Here is a 14360-nt window from a genome sequence, read left to right as displayed (position 1 = left end):
AAAATTAAGCATCTGCAATGGCTTTCAATAATGCTTGCCTTCCTGCTTCGTTATATCTAAAGCTTGGTATTTGTTTGGCACTACTTGCTGATTGGTCCAGAACTGTAATTCCGTATTGATCAATCTTTAAATTGTTTTTTGTAGCAATTCTTCCAACCATGTTAGGTGAAAGGCCATTCTCTTCAGCAATATCCGTTGCGCTGTAAAGCTTGTCCACTTTAGGCCGTGGTAAGAAGCCCTCGCCTGCGATACGCTCAACTGCATTAATAGTAAGAAGTTCACGTGATTCAGATGAAAGTGTTTTAGATTGTTTAGCGACTTCTAATAAAAATTCAGCATCCTTGCGTCTGGCATTGATTAAACGGGCCTCGGCATTTTTGGCTTTAGCTTGAAGAGATACAGTTTCAGGCGAAGCTATTTTTTTGTACCGTTTTTCAACTTCGATAAAATAGTTTCTGGCTTGTTTCCCTCTTTCCGTTCTAGATAACATACAAAGATGTTTTGAAAATTCAATAGTTAGTTTATAATCTTTGGTTTCATTACCGTTCGCCACAGTGGCGAACCCCCACCAGTCAACGCCTTTTTGATAAAATTCATTGTCTTCAATATTTGTTTTTGCCCACCTAGAATAATGAGATTTATCATTAGGACTTAAAAACTCATATAATTCCTTGGCAGTCGGTTTCCCTGATTCGTCAACCTTGATTAAATCGTTCATACTTTTGCTCCTTTCTGCTTGTCCACTTTTATTGCAGCCGAAATTAATCGGCTTGTTCAGCTTGATCCATTTGATTATTGATGCGTTCAATCGTTTTACGGATCATAATATCCCAGAAACAATTTGGTAGTTTATATCCTTTTGGTGGTTTAGATATAACTTTGTACGGTTGTTCTTTCTTTGGCATTTCCATCACCTCTGTAAAAGGTATGCCGGCAAGGCATGTACACTTTCGTGTAAATATCATTTTTATATTCTATATTTAATTGCTACCTTTTTAATCTTTTGCTTGAAATAACTGTTGTGATTTTATGTACTCATCAACAGCCAATGAAATAGCCGCGTTTGCAGATATGCCTAAATCGTTAGCTTTCCTTTCAATTCCTGCTTTTAATTTTTCATTTAAGCGTAAAGACATATTTATAATTTTTGGCTTTGAATTTATCAAAACTTTCGCCTCCTTTGATTTCAGTATGAACTTGGGGTCAACTTCATACTAATCTAATATCAACCACAAGTCAATATGAATTTGATACTTTTTTCAACATTTTTGTAATTTACTGTATTTTAATTACAAAAATGTAATAAATTATATTATTTTATATTGATTATAATTAAACGATATGATATTATAATCACATCAATATGATATTTGAGGAGAGTTAATAAAATGCCGAAAAACAACAGGGTAAAGAAAGAAGTAAAAGCATACAATTTAAGGCTAGAACCAGCCGAATATGAGAAGTTAAGACAGAACGCTAATGACAATGGCATACCAATGAATACATTAATTCAGGCTATTGTTGCTGAATATAATTCTAGAAACGAAAAACTAACTAACAAAGAACAATCAATTTTTGACAAAATAAAAAGCCTTCCGCTCGAAGAACGGAAAGCTATATTAGAAAAATTATCTAGAGGCGAGTAAAAAACATTTAATAAGCTCGTTTACCTCGTTATTATTTAATTCAGCAATATTAATTTTATGATTTATTGTTTCCCTTAACGAAATTAGTTTTGGCTTACTTTTTAGAATTCTAAAGATAAGTTCTTCTTTTGTGCTTATCATTTAATTATCAGCGTCCTTTTTCCGTATAGAACATATGTTCGTTATTCTTATCATACCACTTTCACAATTAACTATCAACTGTGAAAATTAGACTGTTATTTACATTTTTCGACATAAAAAATAGCACACCCCATCAAGGAGTACGCTAAGGATAAAAATATTCATAAGTCATATTATTGGCCTCCATCATTAAGTAATTCCTCAATGGCGATTCCAAGCAACTTTTCTAATCCTGCTTTTTGATTTTTGTTCAGTGAAGTTTTAACGCCGTTCTCTAAGTCACTAATAGCCGTGCGGGAAATGCCTATCCGTTTTGCTAATTCGGCTTGCGTCCAACCATTTTTTTTACGAAGTCTTTTAATTAATTCGGCAAGATAAATAAATAATCACCATTTTTTGAGCTACCTATCCTTCTGGACAAAATTAATAATTCCTGCAATTTATCGAGAATACTTTTAGACAAATAATTACAATATTCGACAAAAAATATTATAACATAATTTTATTAGGCATAAAAACCTTATATTCACCCCATTTTATTTGCTTTTTGGGCCTTAGCTATATACAGCTACGTACTGCTTTAGTTAGCTTACACGAGCTAATTAGCATGCTATAGTTTTTTTGGGGTGATATAATGGGAGAATTAAAATATAGGGCATATTTTACAACAACTATTCCTAAAGATATGATTGCGAAAATAAAATTATTATCCAAAGAAACAAGGATACCAATATCAAAGCTTGCAGAAGAAGCCTGGGGAGATTTACTAAAAAAGAATTATGTAAAAATAACACCTCCAGACTAAAGGAGATAAAATAGTATGAATAACATGTGTGCTTTATATCTACGCGTATCAACGGATAATCAAGCTGACCATGGTGTAAGTTTGCCTGCGCAAAAATCGCGTCTTATGGCCTATATCAAGGCTCAAGGGTGGGATTTATTTAAAGTATATATGGATGATGGGTATTCTGGCAAAGACCTTGATCGACCAGCAATGAAACAACTTCTTAAAGACGCAAAACAAAATAAGTTCGGTCATGTAGCAGTCATTAAATTAGATCGGCTCTCTCGCAGTCAAAAAGATGCATTATATCTGATTGAAGATATATTTAATGCTAGAGACATAGCCTTTCACTCAATCAGTGAATCATTTGATACGTCTACTCCTTTTGGCAAGGCTTCATTAGGAATGCTGTCGGTATTTGCTCAACTCGAAAGAGAAATGATTGTTGATCGTATATTAGTAGCAAAAAAAGAATGTGCGAAGCAAGGGCGTTATTTAGGCGGTTTTATTCCATATGGGTATCTTTATAACGATTCTTTAAAAAAGTACGTTATAGAGCCAATTGCGGCGCATACAGTGCGTTCTATGTTTGACATGTATCTTACAGGTCAATATAGTTTTGGTGCTGTAGCCGAAAAGCTTACTGAGCAAAAGATTCCGACTCCACGCGATGGAAAGTATTGGGACAAAACAACGATTAAACAAATGTTAAGGAATCCGGCATATATAGGAAAACTTAGGCACAGAGGGCAAATTTATGATGGCAGACATGACCCTATAATATCTGAAGAGCAATTTGCTACTGTAAATGAAATGATCAAAAACCGATATGTACAGCCTCGCGCTAAAGAGGATGATAATCTTTTGACCGGCTTTATATACTGTGGTGAATGCGGTGCAAGGATGAGATATAAAAATCATAATTGGAACACCTCAAAGAAAAAATATAATCAGCAATATTACATTTGCTATACTCAGTACGGTTATAAGCACATGAGTACAGCAGATAGCTGCGATTGTGGATTTAAAAAGGTTTTAAAAGTAAATCAAGCCGTTATTGAGTATTTATTTTCACTAGCTGAAAACCCTGTTGAGATAGAAAATAAAATAAAAGAAATCAATTCTGAAATTGACGATCCTCAGGATGACAATGAAATGCTTAGAGAAGAATTAGCCAGCATAAACAAAAAAATTGATCGTTGGTATGTTGCTTATGAGAATGGTGATATAGACAGCGAGCAACTTTCAGGCCGGATTCATAAACTACGAAATCGACAGGCTGAATTAGAAACACAAATATCTATTGTTGAAGAGGCCAAATCTATAAAGAAGCAAAGAATTATTTCAGCACAAGCAATTAAAGAACAGCTTCCTGAACTATCAAAATCATGGAGCATTATAACGCCAGCGGAACGACGCGCATTGTTGTCTAGAATAATCCGCAAAGTTAAGGTTTATAAGGATAATAACATCGAAATTGAACTACGTTTTTAGTGTACCCAAATAGTAGATAGTGCTTTTGCCCTCTCGATGGGACTCGCCTCAGGCTATCCCATGGATGCCGTCATCACTTGCAAGTTCAGGAAAAATAAGCTTTGCAGTGCTGTAGAAGCAGAACGGTTATTATCTTTTACAAACACAGCAGACCCGTTATTTATGTTTGGCGCTGTCGCCGTTGGCATGTTCGCCATGCCAGAAATCGGTGCCATTCTTGCAGCAGCCCATTACTTATCAAGTTTTCTTGTGGGTATTATTTTTCGATTTTATGGTCGTGACCGTGATGAGCCACCGCCACCGCCACTAAAAAATAATCATTCGATTATTGTCCGCGCTTTTCAGGCTCTCGCCGCCGCTAAGCGCGCTGATCATCGTGATTTTAGCCAATTACTTGGTGATTCCGTCAAAACATCCATGAATACAATCTTCTTAATTGGCGGTTTTATTATGATCTTTTCCGTCTTTCTCCGCATTATAGCCAGTGTCGGATTGACAAATTATTTAAACATTTTTTTTGCGTATGGACTGGAACTCATCGGCTACCATGCCAGTTTGTCACAATCTCTTGTAAGCGGTCTATTTGAAATTGATTTGGGCGCACTCGTAGCCAGCCAAACAGATGCTCCACTCAGTGAAAAAGTGGCCATAACAAGTGCGATTATTGCTTGGAGCGGCTTATCTGTGCACGGTCAAGTAGCAAGCATCGTCATCGAATCAGGTATTCGCATGACGCCCTATGTTATTGGACGCTGCATCCATGCCGTTCTCGCTGCTATCATTAGTATCATTCTCATGAAATCACAGATCGTCACCTCCTTGTTTGTCATGCCTGTCACACAATCTTCCTACGGACAATCCGGCCTTTGGCTAGCACAACTAGAACAAACAAGCTATCTGCTATTCCTCTTCATAAGCATTCTACTTTGTCTATCCTTCAGTTTTCAATTAATAAAACAATTTGGAAAATGCATAAAAAAATAGGAGCCTAGGCTCCTATTTTTGCTGCTTATGTTCTTGGTTATTCTTATCAACCTGCAGTGACTGGTGAGACTTTTTGACGGCATCCATCAAAAAACTCAGATTAGACTCAATGTGCTTAAACATATCGTCAGCATAACGAATAGAACTACTACGCAATTCATCAGCAGAATGACGCGCCTGAAGCATAAGTTCATTAGCCTGTTCCTCAGCCTGTTTGGTTATCATATGCTCATCCGTTAATTTCGCTACATATGTTTTTGCTTGTTCAATCATATTTTGTGCTTCCCGCTGCGCATCATCTAATATACGCTGACGATCCGCAAGGATGCGTTTCGCATCAGCTAATTCACTCGGTATAGAATCACGTAAATCATCCATAATACCTGCCAAATCGTCTTCCTCAAGTACCCGCTTATTTGTAAAAGGTACCCGCGGTGAATCTAAAAGAATTCCTTCCATTGCTGTTAAAATCTCTTCTACCTTCATACTATCTCTCCCTACTGATTTTACCTTTCCGTCCGAATCCGCTGAATAATGCTAGGCTCAATACAGGCTGGAACTAATCCTGTAATAGGTCCATCAAACCGCGCCAACTCTTTAATCCCGCTTGAACTAACAAAGGAGTAGTCACTGCTTGTCATCATAAACACCGTTTCAAGCTCGGGTTCAATTTTTTTTATCAATAAAGCTCGTTGAAATTCATATTCAAAATCACTCAGCGCACGCAAGCCCCGTACAATCACCGTAGCATTTTGCTTTTTCACATAATCAGTTAATAGTCCGGAAAATCCATCTACACGGACATTATCGATATGAGAAGTTGCTAAGCGAAGTAAATCTACCCTTTCCTCCATGGTAAATAACGGTTTTTTTCCTGGATTATGAAACACGGCCACTATCAATTGATCGAACATCTTACTTGCACGCTCGAAAATATCGACATGACCATTCGTGACTGGATCAAAACTCCCTGCACAGACACCAATTCGCACAATTTACCCTCTCCTACTCTGAAATTGATTTCCTTGTTACAAAGCCAATTCGCGTTTCACCAAATTTTTCAGTACGTTGAACTTGGAGATTTCCCAGATCATTCGGCAAAAATTCATGACACGAGTACTCAATAATTAAAATACCCGTGGGAGATAAAATTTCATCGGAATCATCTAAAAATCTTAAAACTTTCCCCACAAGTCCTCGATTATAAGGAGGGTCACAAAAAATTAAATCAAATTGCTGCTGATTTTTTTTTAACAAACCCAGCCCCACTAAGGCATCTATTTTCCGTACTTCACAATAGCCTTCTAAATGAGTGTGCACCATATTTTCTTTTACGACAGACAAACTTTTCCAAGAAGCATCAAAAAAAACTACCCTAGCCGCACCTCGGCTAACAGCCTCTAAACCTAAATTTCCTGTGCCTGCAAACAAATCCAATACAGCAGCATCCGCCACGGAGTTACGTAAAATATTAAAAATTGTTTCCTTGACACGATCCGATGTTGGTCGCACATCTAATCCTTTCGGCGCTTTTAGGAGAAACCCTCTGGCCAAACCTGCAATAATTCGCATAATTTTCCTCTTATTATCATTATTTTAACATATTCGTCAAAAAAAGCAGTACAGGCTCTGAAAAAATATTTACATGATACTCGCTCTGCCTAATCATTGACCTTATACCTTTTATAATTGTAAAATATATAGTAACAATCTGCAACTAACTTCCCTGAGGTGAATTATGAAGCAACGTATCCGATTATTTATCATAGCTATCGTACTCATTTTTCTCTATCTCTTTTTTAAACCTATGCAAGCTCCGCCTACTGTGATTAGCTCCGAGCCGCCACTACAATCACCATGGCTAACGATTCTTGTCATGCCCCTTGACAGCCGCCCTCCCTGCACGCAATTTGTTAAAGAATTGGGACGTATTGCTCACATTCAAGTCCTTTTACCCCCTGAAGAACTATTAGACCATTTCCGTAATCCTTCTGACAAGCAGGCCCTTCGTCTATGGCTCAAAGAAAACATTTCCCAAGCCAATGCTGCCATCATCTCGGTAGATATGCTGATTCACGGTGGCTTATTGTCCTCACGTCTTGCTCAAGGTACATCACAAGATATCCAGGAAACGCTCGACCTTTTACAAAAGATTCATACTGAGAATCCCCATGTTCCACTTTACGCCTTTAATATTATCCCACGATTACTCATTGCTGACAGCAGTCCTAATGCCATTTACAGAAAAGATTTGTTAGAATATTCCATTTTAAAAAACGAAGTAGCAGTCTTTGAAAATCCTCTGGATTATAAAAAAATCCTTGATATTCGTTCCCGCGTACCTAATGATGTCATTGAAGAATATGAAGCCCTATATGAGCAAAGTCTGGATATCAGTAAAAGACTGATAAAGTTAACAGAACAAGGCACCTTAACTAATTTAATCATCGGACAAGACGACGGCCATTCATTTGGTATACCTAATCTCATTAAGGAAAAATTGCAACACCTCGTAAATCAAAAAGCTGCCTTGGAAAGTCGCGTCATTATCACACGCGGCGCTGATGAAATTGCCCTCAATCTCTTATCGCGTATTGCAACAAGTGCAACTAATCGGCCCCCTTGCGTATATGTTACCTATTCTAACGATGCAGCACCTGCTGTTATTATGCCTTATATGGCTCAATCTGTGCGCACTACTGTCAACGAAAAAATCGCCATGATTGGGGGACAAGAAGTATCATCCCCAGATGAGGCCAATTTCATCTTATATGTACATATTGGTAACAAATACACTACTGAACAAAGCTTAACAAAAGCAGCCCTCGAAGTCAAAGATTTTATGTTGCGTGGCTATGCCGTAGCCATAGTCGATCTATCCGAGAATTTTCTTGCTGAACAAAGTTTATTGCCAACACTTATTCAAGAAAAAGTGCCTATCCATGAACTTGCCGCCTATTCCGGTTGGAATACAACAAGCAATTCCATCGGTACGGCTGTCACACAAGGAATGTTTGCAACAAGTGGGTTTGAACCACCGGATCAGATCAAACAACACGATGAAGCCCAACTAAATTTTTTATTCAGTCGTTTTTTAGATGACTACTACTATCAAAAAGAGATTCAGCCGTGGATTAATCGGCGTGTAGAAAATATGAATGCCAATCCCTACAATCTTCCTGCTTCCCATTACCAAGAAACGGCCGATATTATTCAACTCTTTTTAACAACAAAAAGCAAGACCCTCTTTCAGCAAACTATGAAAAACCAGACCATAAACCTTACAGATCCCTTGGGTACACGCACTTATAAAATCAATTCTTTTGCAGTAAATAGTTCTCTTCCTTGGGAACGCACTTTCGAAATTAAAGTTCAACCTGTCTTTTCTCTCATGGAATGAATACCCTTTTATCATCATTTATGTTGACAAGAAAAAGAGAAAGCAGTATACTAAAATACGTTGCGGGGCGTAGCGCAGTTTGGTAGCGCGTACGGTTCGGGACCGTAAGGCCGCAGGTTCGAATCCTGTCGCCCCGACCAAAGACCAAAACAAAAAAAGTTCTAAGCTTTAGCTTAGAACTTTTTTTATTTTGGTCTTTAAAACTTTCACTGTCCTCCTGTTCCAAGTTAATATCACAAATCCCGTGTTTGATAACCTTCTAACTTCTCTTTTCTCTGCATAAAAATGATCAGGGAAAGGAGAGACTGCACCTTGAAAGTGATTTTTCTTTCAAAAAAAAACTTATTTCTGGCCTTTATCCCCCTATTTTTACTGACATTCCTTGTATCAAATTCCATGAATGACGACACGTTGTCAGGAAAAGTTATCATCGTAGATGCTGGACACGGCGGTGTTGATTCGGGGGCAAATCGACCCGGTATCTTGGAAAAGGATATAAATTTAGCTGTTGCCATCTTAGTTAAAAACAATCTAGAACATCATCAGGCCAAAGTTATTCTATCGCGTACCGTCGATAGTGACCTTAGTGATGATTGCGATAACCAGCTAATCCAAGGACGGTGGCGGCGCGATTTAGCCGCACGCGTCGAACTTGTGGAAGAACATCAGGCTGATCTTTTTATTAGCATTCACGCTAATGTCAGTCCATCGCCTAAAAGCCAGGGAGCTGAGGTATTTTATGCAGCCCAATCGTCGCAAAGCAAATTGCTTGCAGACCAGTTACAAAAAGCCCTCAATGCATTAAAAAAAGCAACGAGAAAAGCCACTAAAGCCGATTATTTTGTATTACGTCGAAACACGGTGCCTACCGCTCTGATTGAATTAGGCTATCTGACCAATCCCAAAGAAAAAGAATTACTTCTTGACCCGCATTATCAATATGAACTATCTGATGCCATCGTACAAGGCATTTTAAACTACTATATGAATAATCCATCGTAACAAAAAAAGAGCTTGCACAGAGTGTGAGCTCTTTTTTTAGCCTCTCAATTAATTTTAGCCTCTTTATGACTAGCAATAATAGCATCGGCTACTTTTTCCGGAACTTCTTCATAGCGAACAAATTTTTGTATAAAACTCCCCCAACCTTGCGATAGAGAACGCAAATCAACGGGAAAATGGAATAATTCAGCTAAAGGAACATGAGCTGCCACTTTGCCCCAACCTTTTTCAGTTGGTGCCATACCCAAAATTCTACCTCGTTTACTATTTAAAGTGCTCACAACATCCCCCATAAGAGATTCAGGAACTTTTACCTCAACCTTATAGATTGGTTCCAGCAAAATCGGATTAGCCTGCATAACACCTTTTCTCAACGCTATACTGCTGGCCGTCTTAAACGCCATTTCAGAAGAATCAACGGCATGATAAGAACCATCTGTTAAAGTAACTTTTACATCAACAAGAGGGTACCCTGCTAAAACGCCTGTTTGCAAGGCTTCACGGACACCTTTCTCAACAGCTGGAATATACTGTTTAGGAACAGCCCCCCCAAAAATGGCATCAACGAATTCAAATTTTTCACCCGCTGGCAAGGGATCAATTTGTAGCCACACATGGCCATACTGACCATGACCGCCACTTTGTTTCTTATGTTTTCCTTCTACCTTCACTTGACTACGAATGGTCTCACGATAAGGAACCTTAGGTAACTCTAATGTCGCCGCAACACCAAATTTACGCTGCATTTTTTCCATCATAATATCTAGATGAATTTCACCTAATCCACGAACAATGAGCTGATGATTTTCCGTATCTTTTACCATCTGGAAAGTTGGATCTTCATCTTGCAGGCGTAATAACGCATTATTGACTTTGTCTTCTTCGCCTTTTTTAATATCCAAACGCATGGCATACATCGGCACAGGATAGTCAAGAGAAGGATACACAATAGGCCGTTCTTTATCACAAAGCGTATCTCCTGTACTAGCTTCTGCCATTTTCGAAATAACGGCAATATCACCTGCTATGACACTTGACAAAGAACTTTGCTGCTTGCCGCGCAATGAAAAGACATGTCCAACCTTTTCCACTTTGTTTTTAGTCGCATTAAGCACGGCGGCATCTTGTTTTAAATTCCCTGAAAAAACACGTACATAACTCAAGCGCCCCACAAAAGGATCCGCTGTAGTCTTAAAAATGAACGCCGAGAAGGGATCGCTGACTTTCCGCATAAGATCGACCGCTTTATCTAAAGAGGTCCCCTTCACAGCTTGCTCATCAGGTGAAGGAAAATAGGATACTAAAGCATCTAGCAATTCGCGTGTCCCCATATTCCAGAGAGCCGATCCACATAGGATCGGGCTAATTTGTGCAGTTACTACGCCTTGAGAAATCGTACGCTTAATTTCCTCCTCAGTAACTGTTTCCCCTTCCAAGTATTTTGCAAGTAAATAATCATCATTTTCAATGACCGATTCAATCATCATCTGACGATAAAACTCCATTTGTTCTAAAATTTCTGCTGGAATAGGCACTTCTTCCACTTTTTTACCCAAACTTTTTTTATCATAAATATAAGCTTTTTGCTCAACTAAATCTACGATCCCCCGAAATTCTTCAGCTTGCCCAATAGGTATCTGCAATGGCACAGCCGAATTCCCAAATTTTTCGCGACAAGCATCAACGACAGTAAAAAAATCCGCATTCTCACGATCTAATTTATTAATAAATAGCAGATGCGGCATAACTAAGTTCTGAATCAACTCCCAAGACTTTTCCGTTTCTACTTCAATACCTGATGAAGCACAAATCGTTAAAACGGCAGAGTCAGCAGCACGCAAAGCCCCTTGTACTTCGCCAATGAAATCAGCATAACCTGGTGTATCAAGCAAATTCACCTTATGCTCTAGCCACTCACAGAATGCTATCCCTGTACTAATCGTAATTTTTCGTTTTAATTCTTCCGGTTCAAAATCAGTCGTTGTTGTTCCATCATCCACTCTGCCTAAACGATTTACTGTTCCCGACTGATACAAACAAGCTTCAACCAATGATGTTTTCCCTGCCCCACTATGAGATACAATGCCAACATTTCTCAGAAAGCCACTTTTGTACTCCTTCATCTGACAGTCCTCCTCCATAGGTATGAATACTTCATAGCAATTACAATGACTTTATTTGTAAATCAATTCTATGTATATTAGACTTTTCCCTTTATTTTGATTATTTTTTAAATTAAAAATAAGACCATCACAAGACGGTCTTATTCATAAAGGTTATTAAGTTTTCGAATGAAAAAGATGGAAAAATTTACGCAAAGCTTTCGGCACAGTCATGACATAGACCCTAAGTTTCAAGACAATCTCCCCCTTAGCAGTCGCTCTTAATCATTCTATGTTGTTCAGGGGGATTTTGTGCCTTTTGTTTATCCTTCTTGAAAATTTTCCATTCTACTTAGTACAAAACATAAATCAGATAAACGGTTTAAAAATACTAGCAACGATTCGTCCACAACTTCTTCGTGTGATAAACGCAGTACCTGCCGTTCTGCACGTCGCGTTACCGTCCGGGCTTGATCCAAACAGGCTGATCCAATGGAATCACCTGGAATGAGAAACGCTGTTAGCGGCGGCAGTTTAGCATCAATATCATCGATTGTCTTTTCTAACAATTTAATGTGCTCATTCGTAATATAATGACATTCACCTAAGCTCGCTAGTTGTGCCATAACAGACATGAGCAGCTTTTGCACATCATAAATAGTGCTTACGACAGAAGAATTTTGGCATTGACTACGCGCCAAACCCAAAACAGATGTAATTTCATCTACTGTGCCATAGGCTTCTACGCGCAAGCTATCTTTCGCAATTCTCTCACCTGTATAAAGCCCCGTTGTACCTTTATCACCTGTCTTCGTATAGACCTTCATTCAACTTTCTCCCCCTGTCACCCGAATTTCTCCTGATCCGTAAAATAAATGCCTATTTCACGTTCGGCGCTTGCCACACTATCAGAACCGTGAATGATATTATGCGCAATATTTGTAGCAAAATCACCGCGAATCGTTCCTGGTGCACTTTCAACAGGATTTGTCGTTCCCATCATAGACCGGACAACCTTCACAGCCTCATTCCCCTCAACAATCATAGCTACAACTGGACCAGACGTAATAAAAGCAACAAGATCATCAAAAAAGCTCTTGCCTTCATGTTCTGCATAATGCGCCTGAGCCTGTTTGGCACTTAGAACAAGCATTTTCAGTGCTTTAATCTTAAGACCGCGTCTTTCGATACGACCAATAATTTCCCCAATTAGATGCCGTTCAACTCCATCAGGTTTCACAAGCACCAATGTTTTTTCCATCGTACTCATCCTTTACGTTATGACATTTTTTAAACTTTTGAGGCTAATAGGATTTAAATATAGTTTGAGCCTGAAATAATCGAAGAATACATCTACTATACTATTTCATATGGCGTGCCTGTTCTTCCAGGCGGGCAATACGCTGCTTTGTGGACGGATGGGTACTAAACAAATTCATCATAAAACCACGAGTTCCACTCAAAGGATTAATAATAAACATATGAGAAGTGGCAGGCGTTGCTTCAGGTAGGACACTTTGATGCGCAAAATACTCGATTTTTTCCAGTGCTTTAGCAAGTTCCAAGGGGTTACCTGAAATTGTCCCACCCGTTTCGTCAGCAAGATACTCGCGTGAGCGTGAAATACCCAGTTGAATCAGCGTAGCTGCCAATGGGGCCAGGACAATTAAAAACACAAACTCCACAATACCGGAAATTCCATTGTTATCATCATCACTGCGGCCAAATCCAAACATAGCCGTCCATTGTGCAATATTGGCAATCATCGTAATGACGCCTGCTACTGACGCAACGATCGTGCTAATAAGTGTATCACGATGCTTTACATGAGCCAATTCATGCGCTAATACCCCTTCAAGTTCACTCAAACTCAAAGCACGCATAATTCCTGTTGTAACAGCAACAGCTGAATGCTCCGGATCACGGCCTGTTGCAAATGCATTAGGAACGTCGGTATCCATAATATATACCTTCGGCATAGGCAAATTTGCTTTTTGCGCCAAACCAGCAACAATACGAATTAAATCCGCCGCATCATTCACTGTCACTTCACGAGCACCATACATGCTAAGAACAATCTTATCACTATACCAATAGCTGGCAAAATTCATTAACATCGATATGACAAACATCATCGTCATGCCTGATCGCCCACCAAACAGGGACCCGACGGCCATTAACAACCCCGTAAGCGTGGCAAGTAAAACTACAGTTTTGAGATTATTCATGGTTGATTTTCCTCCAATATTTTTAAATGATTGAATACAATGAAACAGCATATAAAAATCAAAAAAACAATTTTATCTAACAATCATTATATACTGAAATCAGAGGGAAAACAACTGACCTTTTAAGGTTCTACAACTGCTTTAAACGTTCTTGAATAGCTTCAAGCATATGCATACTGTTTTCTTTCACTTTTCGTTTCAGTAAGGGATGTAACAGCCCGGCAATCATGGGAATACCAAATTCAAAATCAACGGTCAGCTTGATTTCTGTCCCTTGTTCTGCAGGCGTTAAAATCCATTCGCCTTCAAATTTTTTGAGATCGCCATCAATCTGGCTGTAGGAAATATGATAACGCTCATCATCAAAAACATCGCGTTCCGTCCATTTTATCATTCTTCCATCTACTTTAGAAATCCAATGAGTAATTGTCGTCTGTCCTTGGCGTTCAAGCACCGTTACGCTAACAAGATCCTGCATAAAGTCTGGATATTTCTCCATGGCTTTTAAAATCGGATAAACTTCAGCACAAGAACCAGCAACTTGTGTACTTACTTCCACATAAGGCATATCATTTC

At 38.7% G+C, this 14360-nt stretch carries 18 protein-coding genes and 1 tRNA gene; 7 read left to right on the top strand and 12 right to left on the bottom strand.

The genetic code is table 11. The annotated features are described in order from the left end of the window. Positions 1-4 precede the first annotated feature (4 nt). The 3 genes from Ga0466249_RS10745 to Ga0466249_RS10735 all read right to left on the bottom strand — a co-directional run bounded on the left by Ga0466249_RS10745 (position 5) and on the right by Ga0466249_RS10735 (position 1166). Entirely contained in the window at positions 5-718 is a 714-nt protein-coding gene (locus Ga0466249_RS10745; protein WP_215829445.1) for an antA/AntB antirepressor family protein, read from the bottom strand. A 43-nt stretch (positions 719-761) separates the two neighbouring features. Further along, positions 762-905, bottom strand: coding sequence for a hypothetical protein (locus Ga0466249_RS10740; RefSeq protein WP_215829444.1), 144 nt, complete (start codon positions 903-905; stop codon positions 762-764). A 90-nt stretch (positions 906-995) separates the two neighbouring features. Beyond that, a complete protein-coding gene (locus tag Ga0466249_RS10735) occupies positions 996-1166 on the bottom strand; it encodes a hypothetical protein (protein ID WP_215829443.1) in 171 nt (56 codons plus the stop codon). Between the two features lie 222 nt (positions 1167-1388). Here Ga0466249_RS10735 and Ga0466249_RS10730 point away from each other — a divergent pair, with 222 nt between their 5' ends. Next, entirely contained in the window at positions 1389-1646 is a 258-nt protein-coding gene (locus tag Ga0466249_RS10730) for a hypothetical protein (protein ID WP_215829442.1), read from the top strand. A 314-nt stretch (positions 1647-1960) separates the two neighbouring features. Here Ga0466249_RS10730 and Ga0466249_RS27775 read toward each other — a convergent pair whose 3' ends face one another. Further along, positions 1961-2149: a helix-turn-helix transcriptional regulator gene (locus Ga0466249_RS27775; protein WP_376769296.1), complete on the bottom strand. Its 189-nt coding sequence runs from the start codon at positions 2147-2149 to the stop codon at positions 1961-1963. Positions 2150-2421: 272 nt separating this feature from the next. Here Ga0466249_RS27775 and Ga0466249_RS10720 point away from each other — a divergent pair, with 272 nt between their 5' ends. Genes Ga0466249_RS10720 through Ga0466249_RS10710 form a run of 3 tightly spaced genes read left to right on the top strand, consistent with a single transcriptional unit; the run spans position 2422 to position 5052 of the window. Beyond that, complete coding sequence (locus tag Ga0466249_RS10720) at positions 2422-2592, top strand: ribbon-helix-helix domain-containing protein (protein WP_215829441.1); 171 nt, start codon at positions 2422-2424, stop codon at positions 2590-2592. 15 nt (positions 2593-2607) lie between these two features. Further along, the gene (locus Ga0466249_RS10715; protein ID WP_215829440.1) at positions 2608-4068 is read left to right on the top strand and encodes a recombinase family protein; all 1461 of its coding nucleotides are present in this window, start codon (positions 2608-2610) and stop codon (positions 4066-4068) included. A gap of 36 nt (positions 4069-4104) precedes the next feature. Then, positions 4105-5052 (top strand): sporulation integral membrane protein YlbJ, encoded by a 948-nt coding sequence (locus Ga0466249_RS10710; RefSeq protein WP_215829439.1) that lies wholly within the window; start codon positions 4105-4107, stop codon positions 5050-5052. Positions 5053-5064: 12 nt separating this feature from the next. On the opposite strand, the gene Ga0466249_RS10705 is transcribed toward Ga0466249_RS10710, so the two are convergent. From Ga0466249_RS10705 to rsmD, 3 genes are read right to left on the bottom strand one after another with little or no spacing between them, the layout of a single operon-like run. After that, the gene (locus Ga0466249_RS10705) at positions 5065-5538 is read right to left on the bottom strand and encodes an ATP synthase subunit B family protein (RefSeq protein ID WP_215829438.1); all 474 of its coding nucleotides are present in this window, start codon (positions 5536-5538) and stop codon (positions 5065-5067) included. A 20-nt stretch (positions 5539-5558) separates the two neighbouring features. After that, entirely contained in the window at positions 5559-6044 is a 486-nt protein-coding gene (coaD, locus tag Ga0466249_RS10700; RefSeq protein WP_215829437.1) for a pantetheine-phosphate adenylyltransferase, read from the bottom strand. A gap of 13 nt (positions 6045-6057) precedes the next feature. Beyond that, positions 6058-6624 (bottom strand): 16S rRNA (guanine(966)-N(2))-methyltransferase RsmD, encoded by a 567-nt coding sequence (rsmD, locus tag Ga0466249_RS10695; RefSeq protein WP_215829436.1) that lies wholly within the window; start codon positions 6622-6624, stop codon positions 6058-6060. 166 nt (positions 6625-6790) lie between these two features. Here rsmD and Ga0466249_RS10690 point away from each other — a divergent pair, with 166 nt between their 5' ends. The 3 genes from Ga0466249_RS10690 (at position 6791) to Ga0466249_RS10680 (ending at position 9454) form a co-directional block, all read left to right on the top strand. Further along, the gene (locus Ga0466249_RS10690; protein WP_215829435.1) at positions 6791-8452 is read left to right on the top strand and encodes a DUF4127 family protein; all 1662 of its coding nucleotides are present in this window, start codon (positions 6791-6793) and stop codon (positions 8450-8452) included. A 63-nt stretch (positions 8453-8515) separates the two neighbouring features. After that, positions 8516-8592: transfer RNA gene (locus tag Ga0466249_RS10685), tRNA-Pro, on the top strand. 178 nt (positions 8593-8770) lie between these two features. After that, positions 8771-9454, top strand: a complete 684-nt coding sequence (locus tag Ga0466249_RS10680; RefSeq protein WP_312889757.1) for an N-acetylmuramoyl-L-alanine amidase family protein — start codon at positions 8771-8773, stop codon at positions 9452-9454. Positions 9455-9498: 44 nt separating this feature from the next. Here the strand turns inward: Ga0466249_RS10680 and fusA are convergent, their stop codons facing one another. From fusA to Ga0466249_RS10655, 5 genes are all read right to left on the bottom strand, one after another. Continuing rightward, positions 9499-11577, bottom strand: coding sequence for an elongation factor G (fusA, locus tag Ga0466249_RS10675; protein WP_215829433.1), 2079 nt, complete (start codon positions 11575-11577; stop codon positions 9499-9501). 302 nt (positions 11578-11879) lie between these two features. Continuing rightward, positions 11880-12383, bottom strand: coding sequence for a cob(I)yrinic acid a,c-diamide adenosyltransferase (locus tag Ga0466249_RS10670; protein WP_215829432.1), 504 nt, complete (start codon positions 12381-12383; stop codon positions 11880-11882). A 17-nt stretch (positions 12384-12400) separates the two neighbouring features. Continuing rightward, positions 12401-12817 (bottom strand): nucleoside-diphosphate kinase, encoded by a 417-nt coding sequence (gene ndk, locus Ga0466249_RS10665; protein WP_376769295.1) that lies wholly within the window; start codon positions 12815-12817, stop codon positions 12401-12403. A 100-nt stretch (positions 12818-12917) separates the two neighbouring features. After that, positions 12918-13784, bottom strand: a complete 867-nt coding sequence (htpX, locus tag Ga0466249_RS10660; RefSeq protein ID WP_215829430.1) for a zinc metalloprotease HtpX — start codon at positions 13782-13784, stop codon at positions 12918-12920. 130 nt (positions 13785-13914) lie between these two features. Continuing rightward, positions 13915-14352: a type II toxin-antitoxin system RatA family toxin gene (locus Ga0466249_RS10655; protein ID WP_215829429.1), complete on the bottom strand. Its 438-nt coding sequence runs from the start codon at positions 14350-14352 to the stop codon at positions 13915-13917. Between the last annotated feature and the right edge of the window lie 8 nt (positions 14353-14360).

It is taken from the genome of Pelorhabdus rhamnosifermentans (genome assembly GCF_018835585.1).
GTDB lineage: Bacteria > Bacillota > Negativicutes > UMGS1260 > UMGS1260 > Pelorhabdus > Pelorhabdus rhamnosifermentans.
Note: the sequence above shows the minus strand (reverse complement) of the source record. Positions and strands in the feature narration are given on the sequence as shown.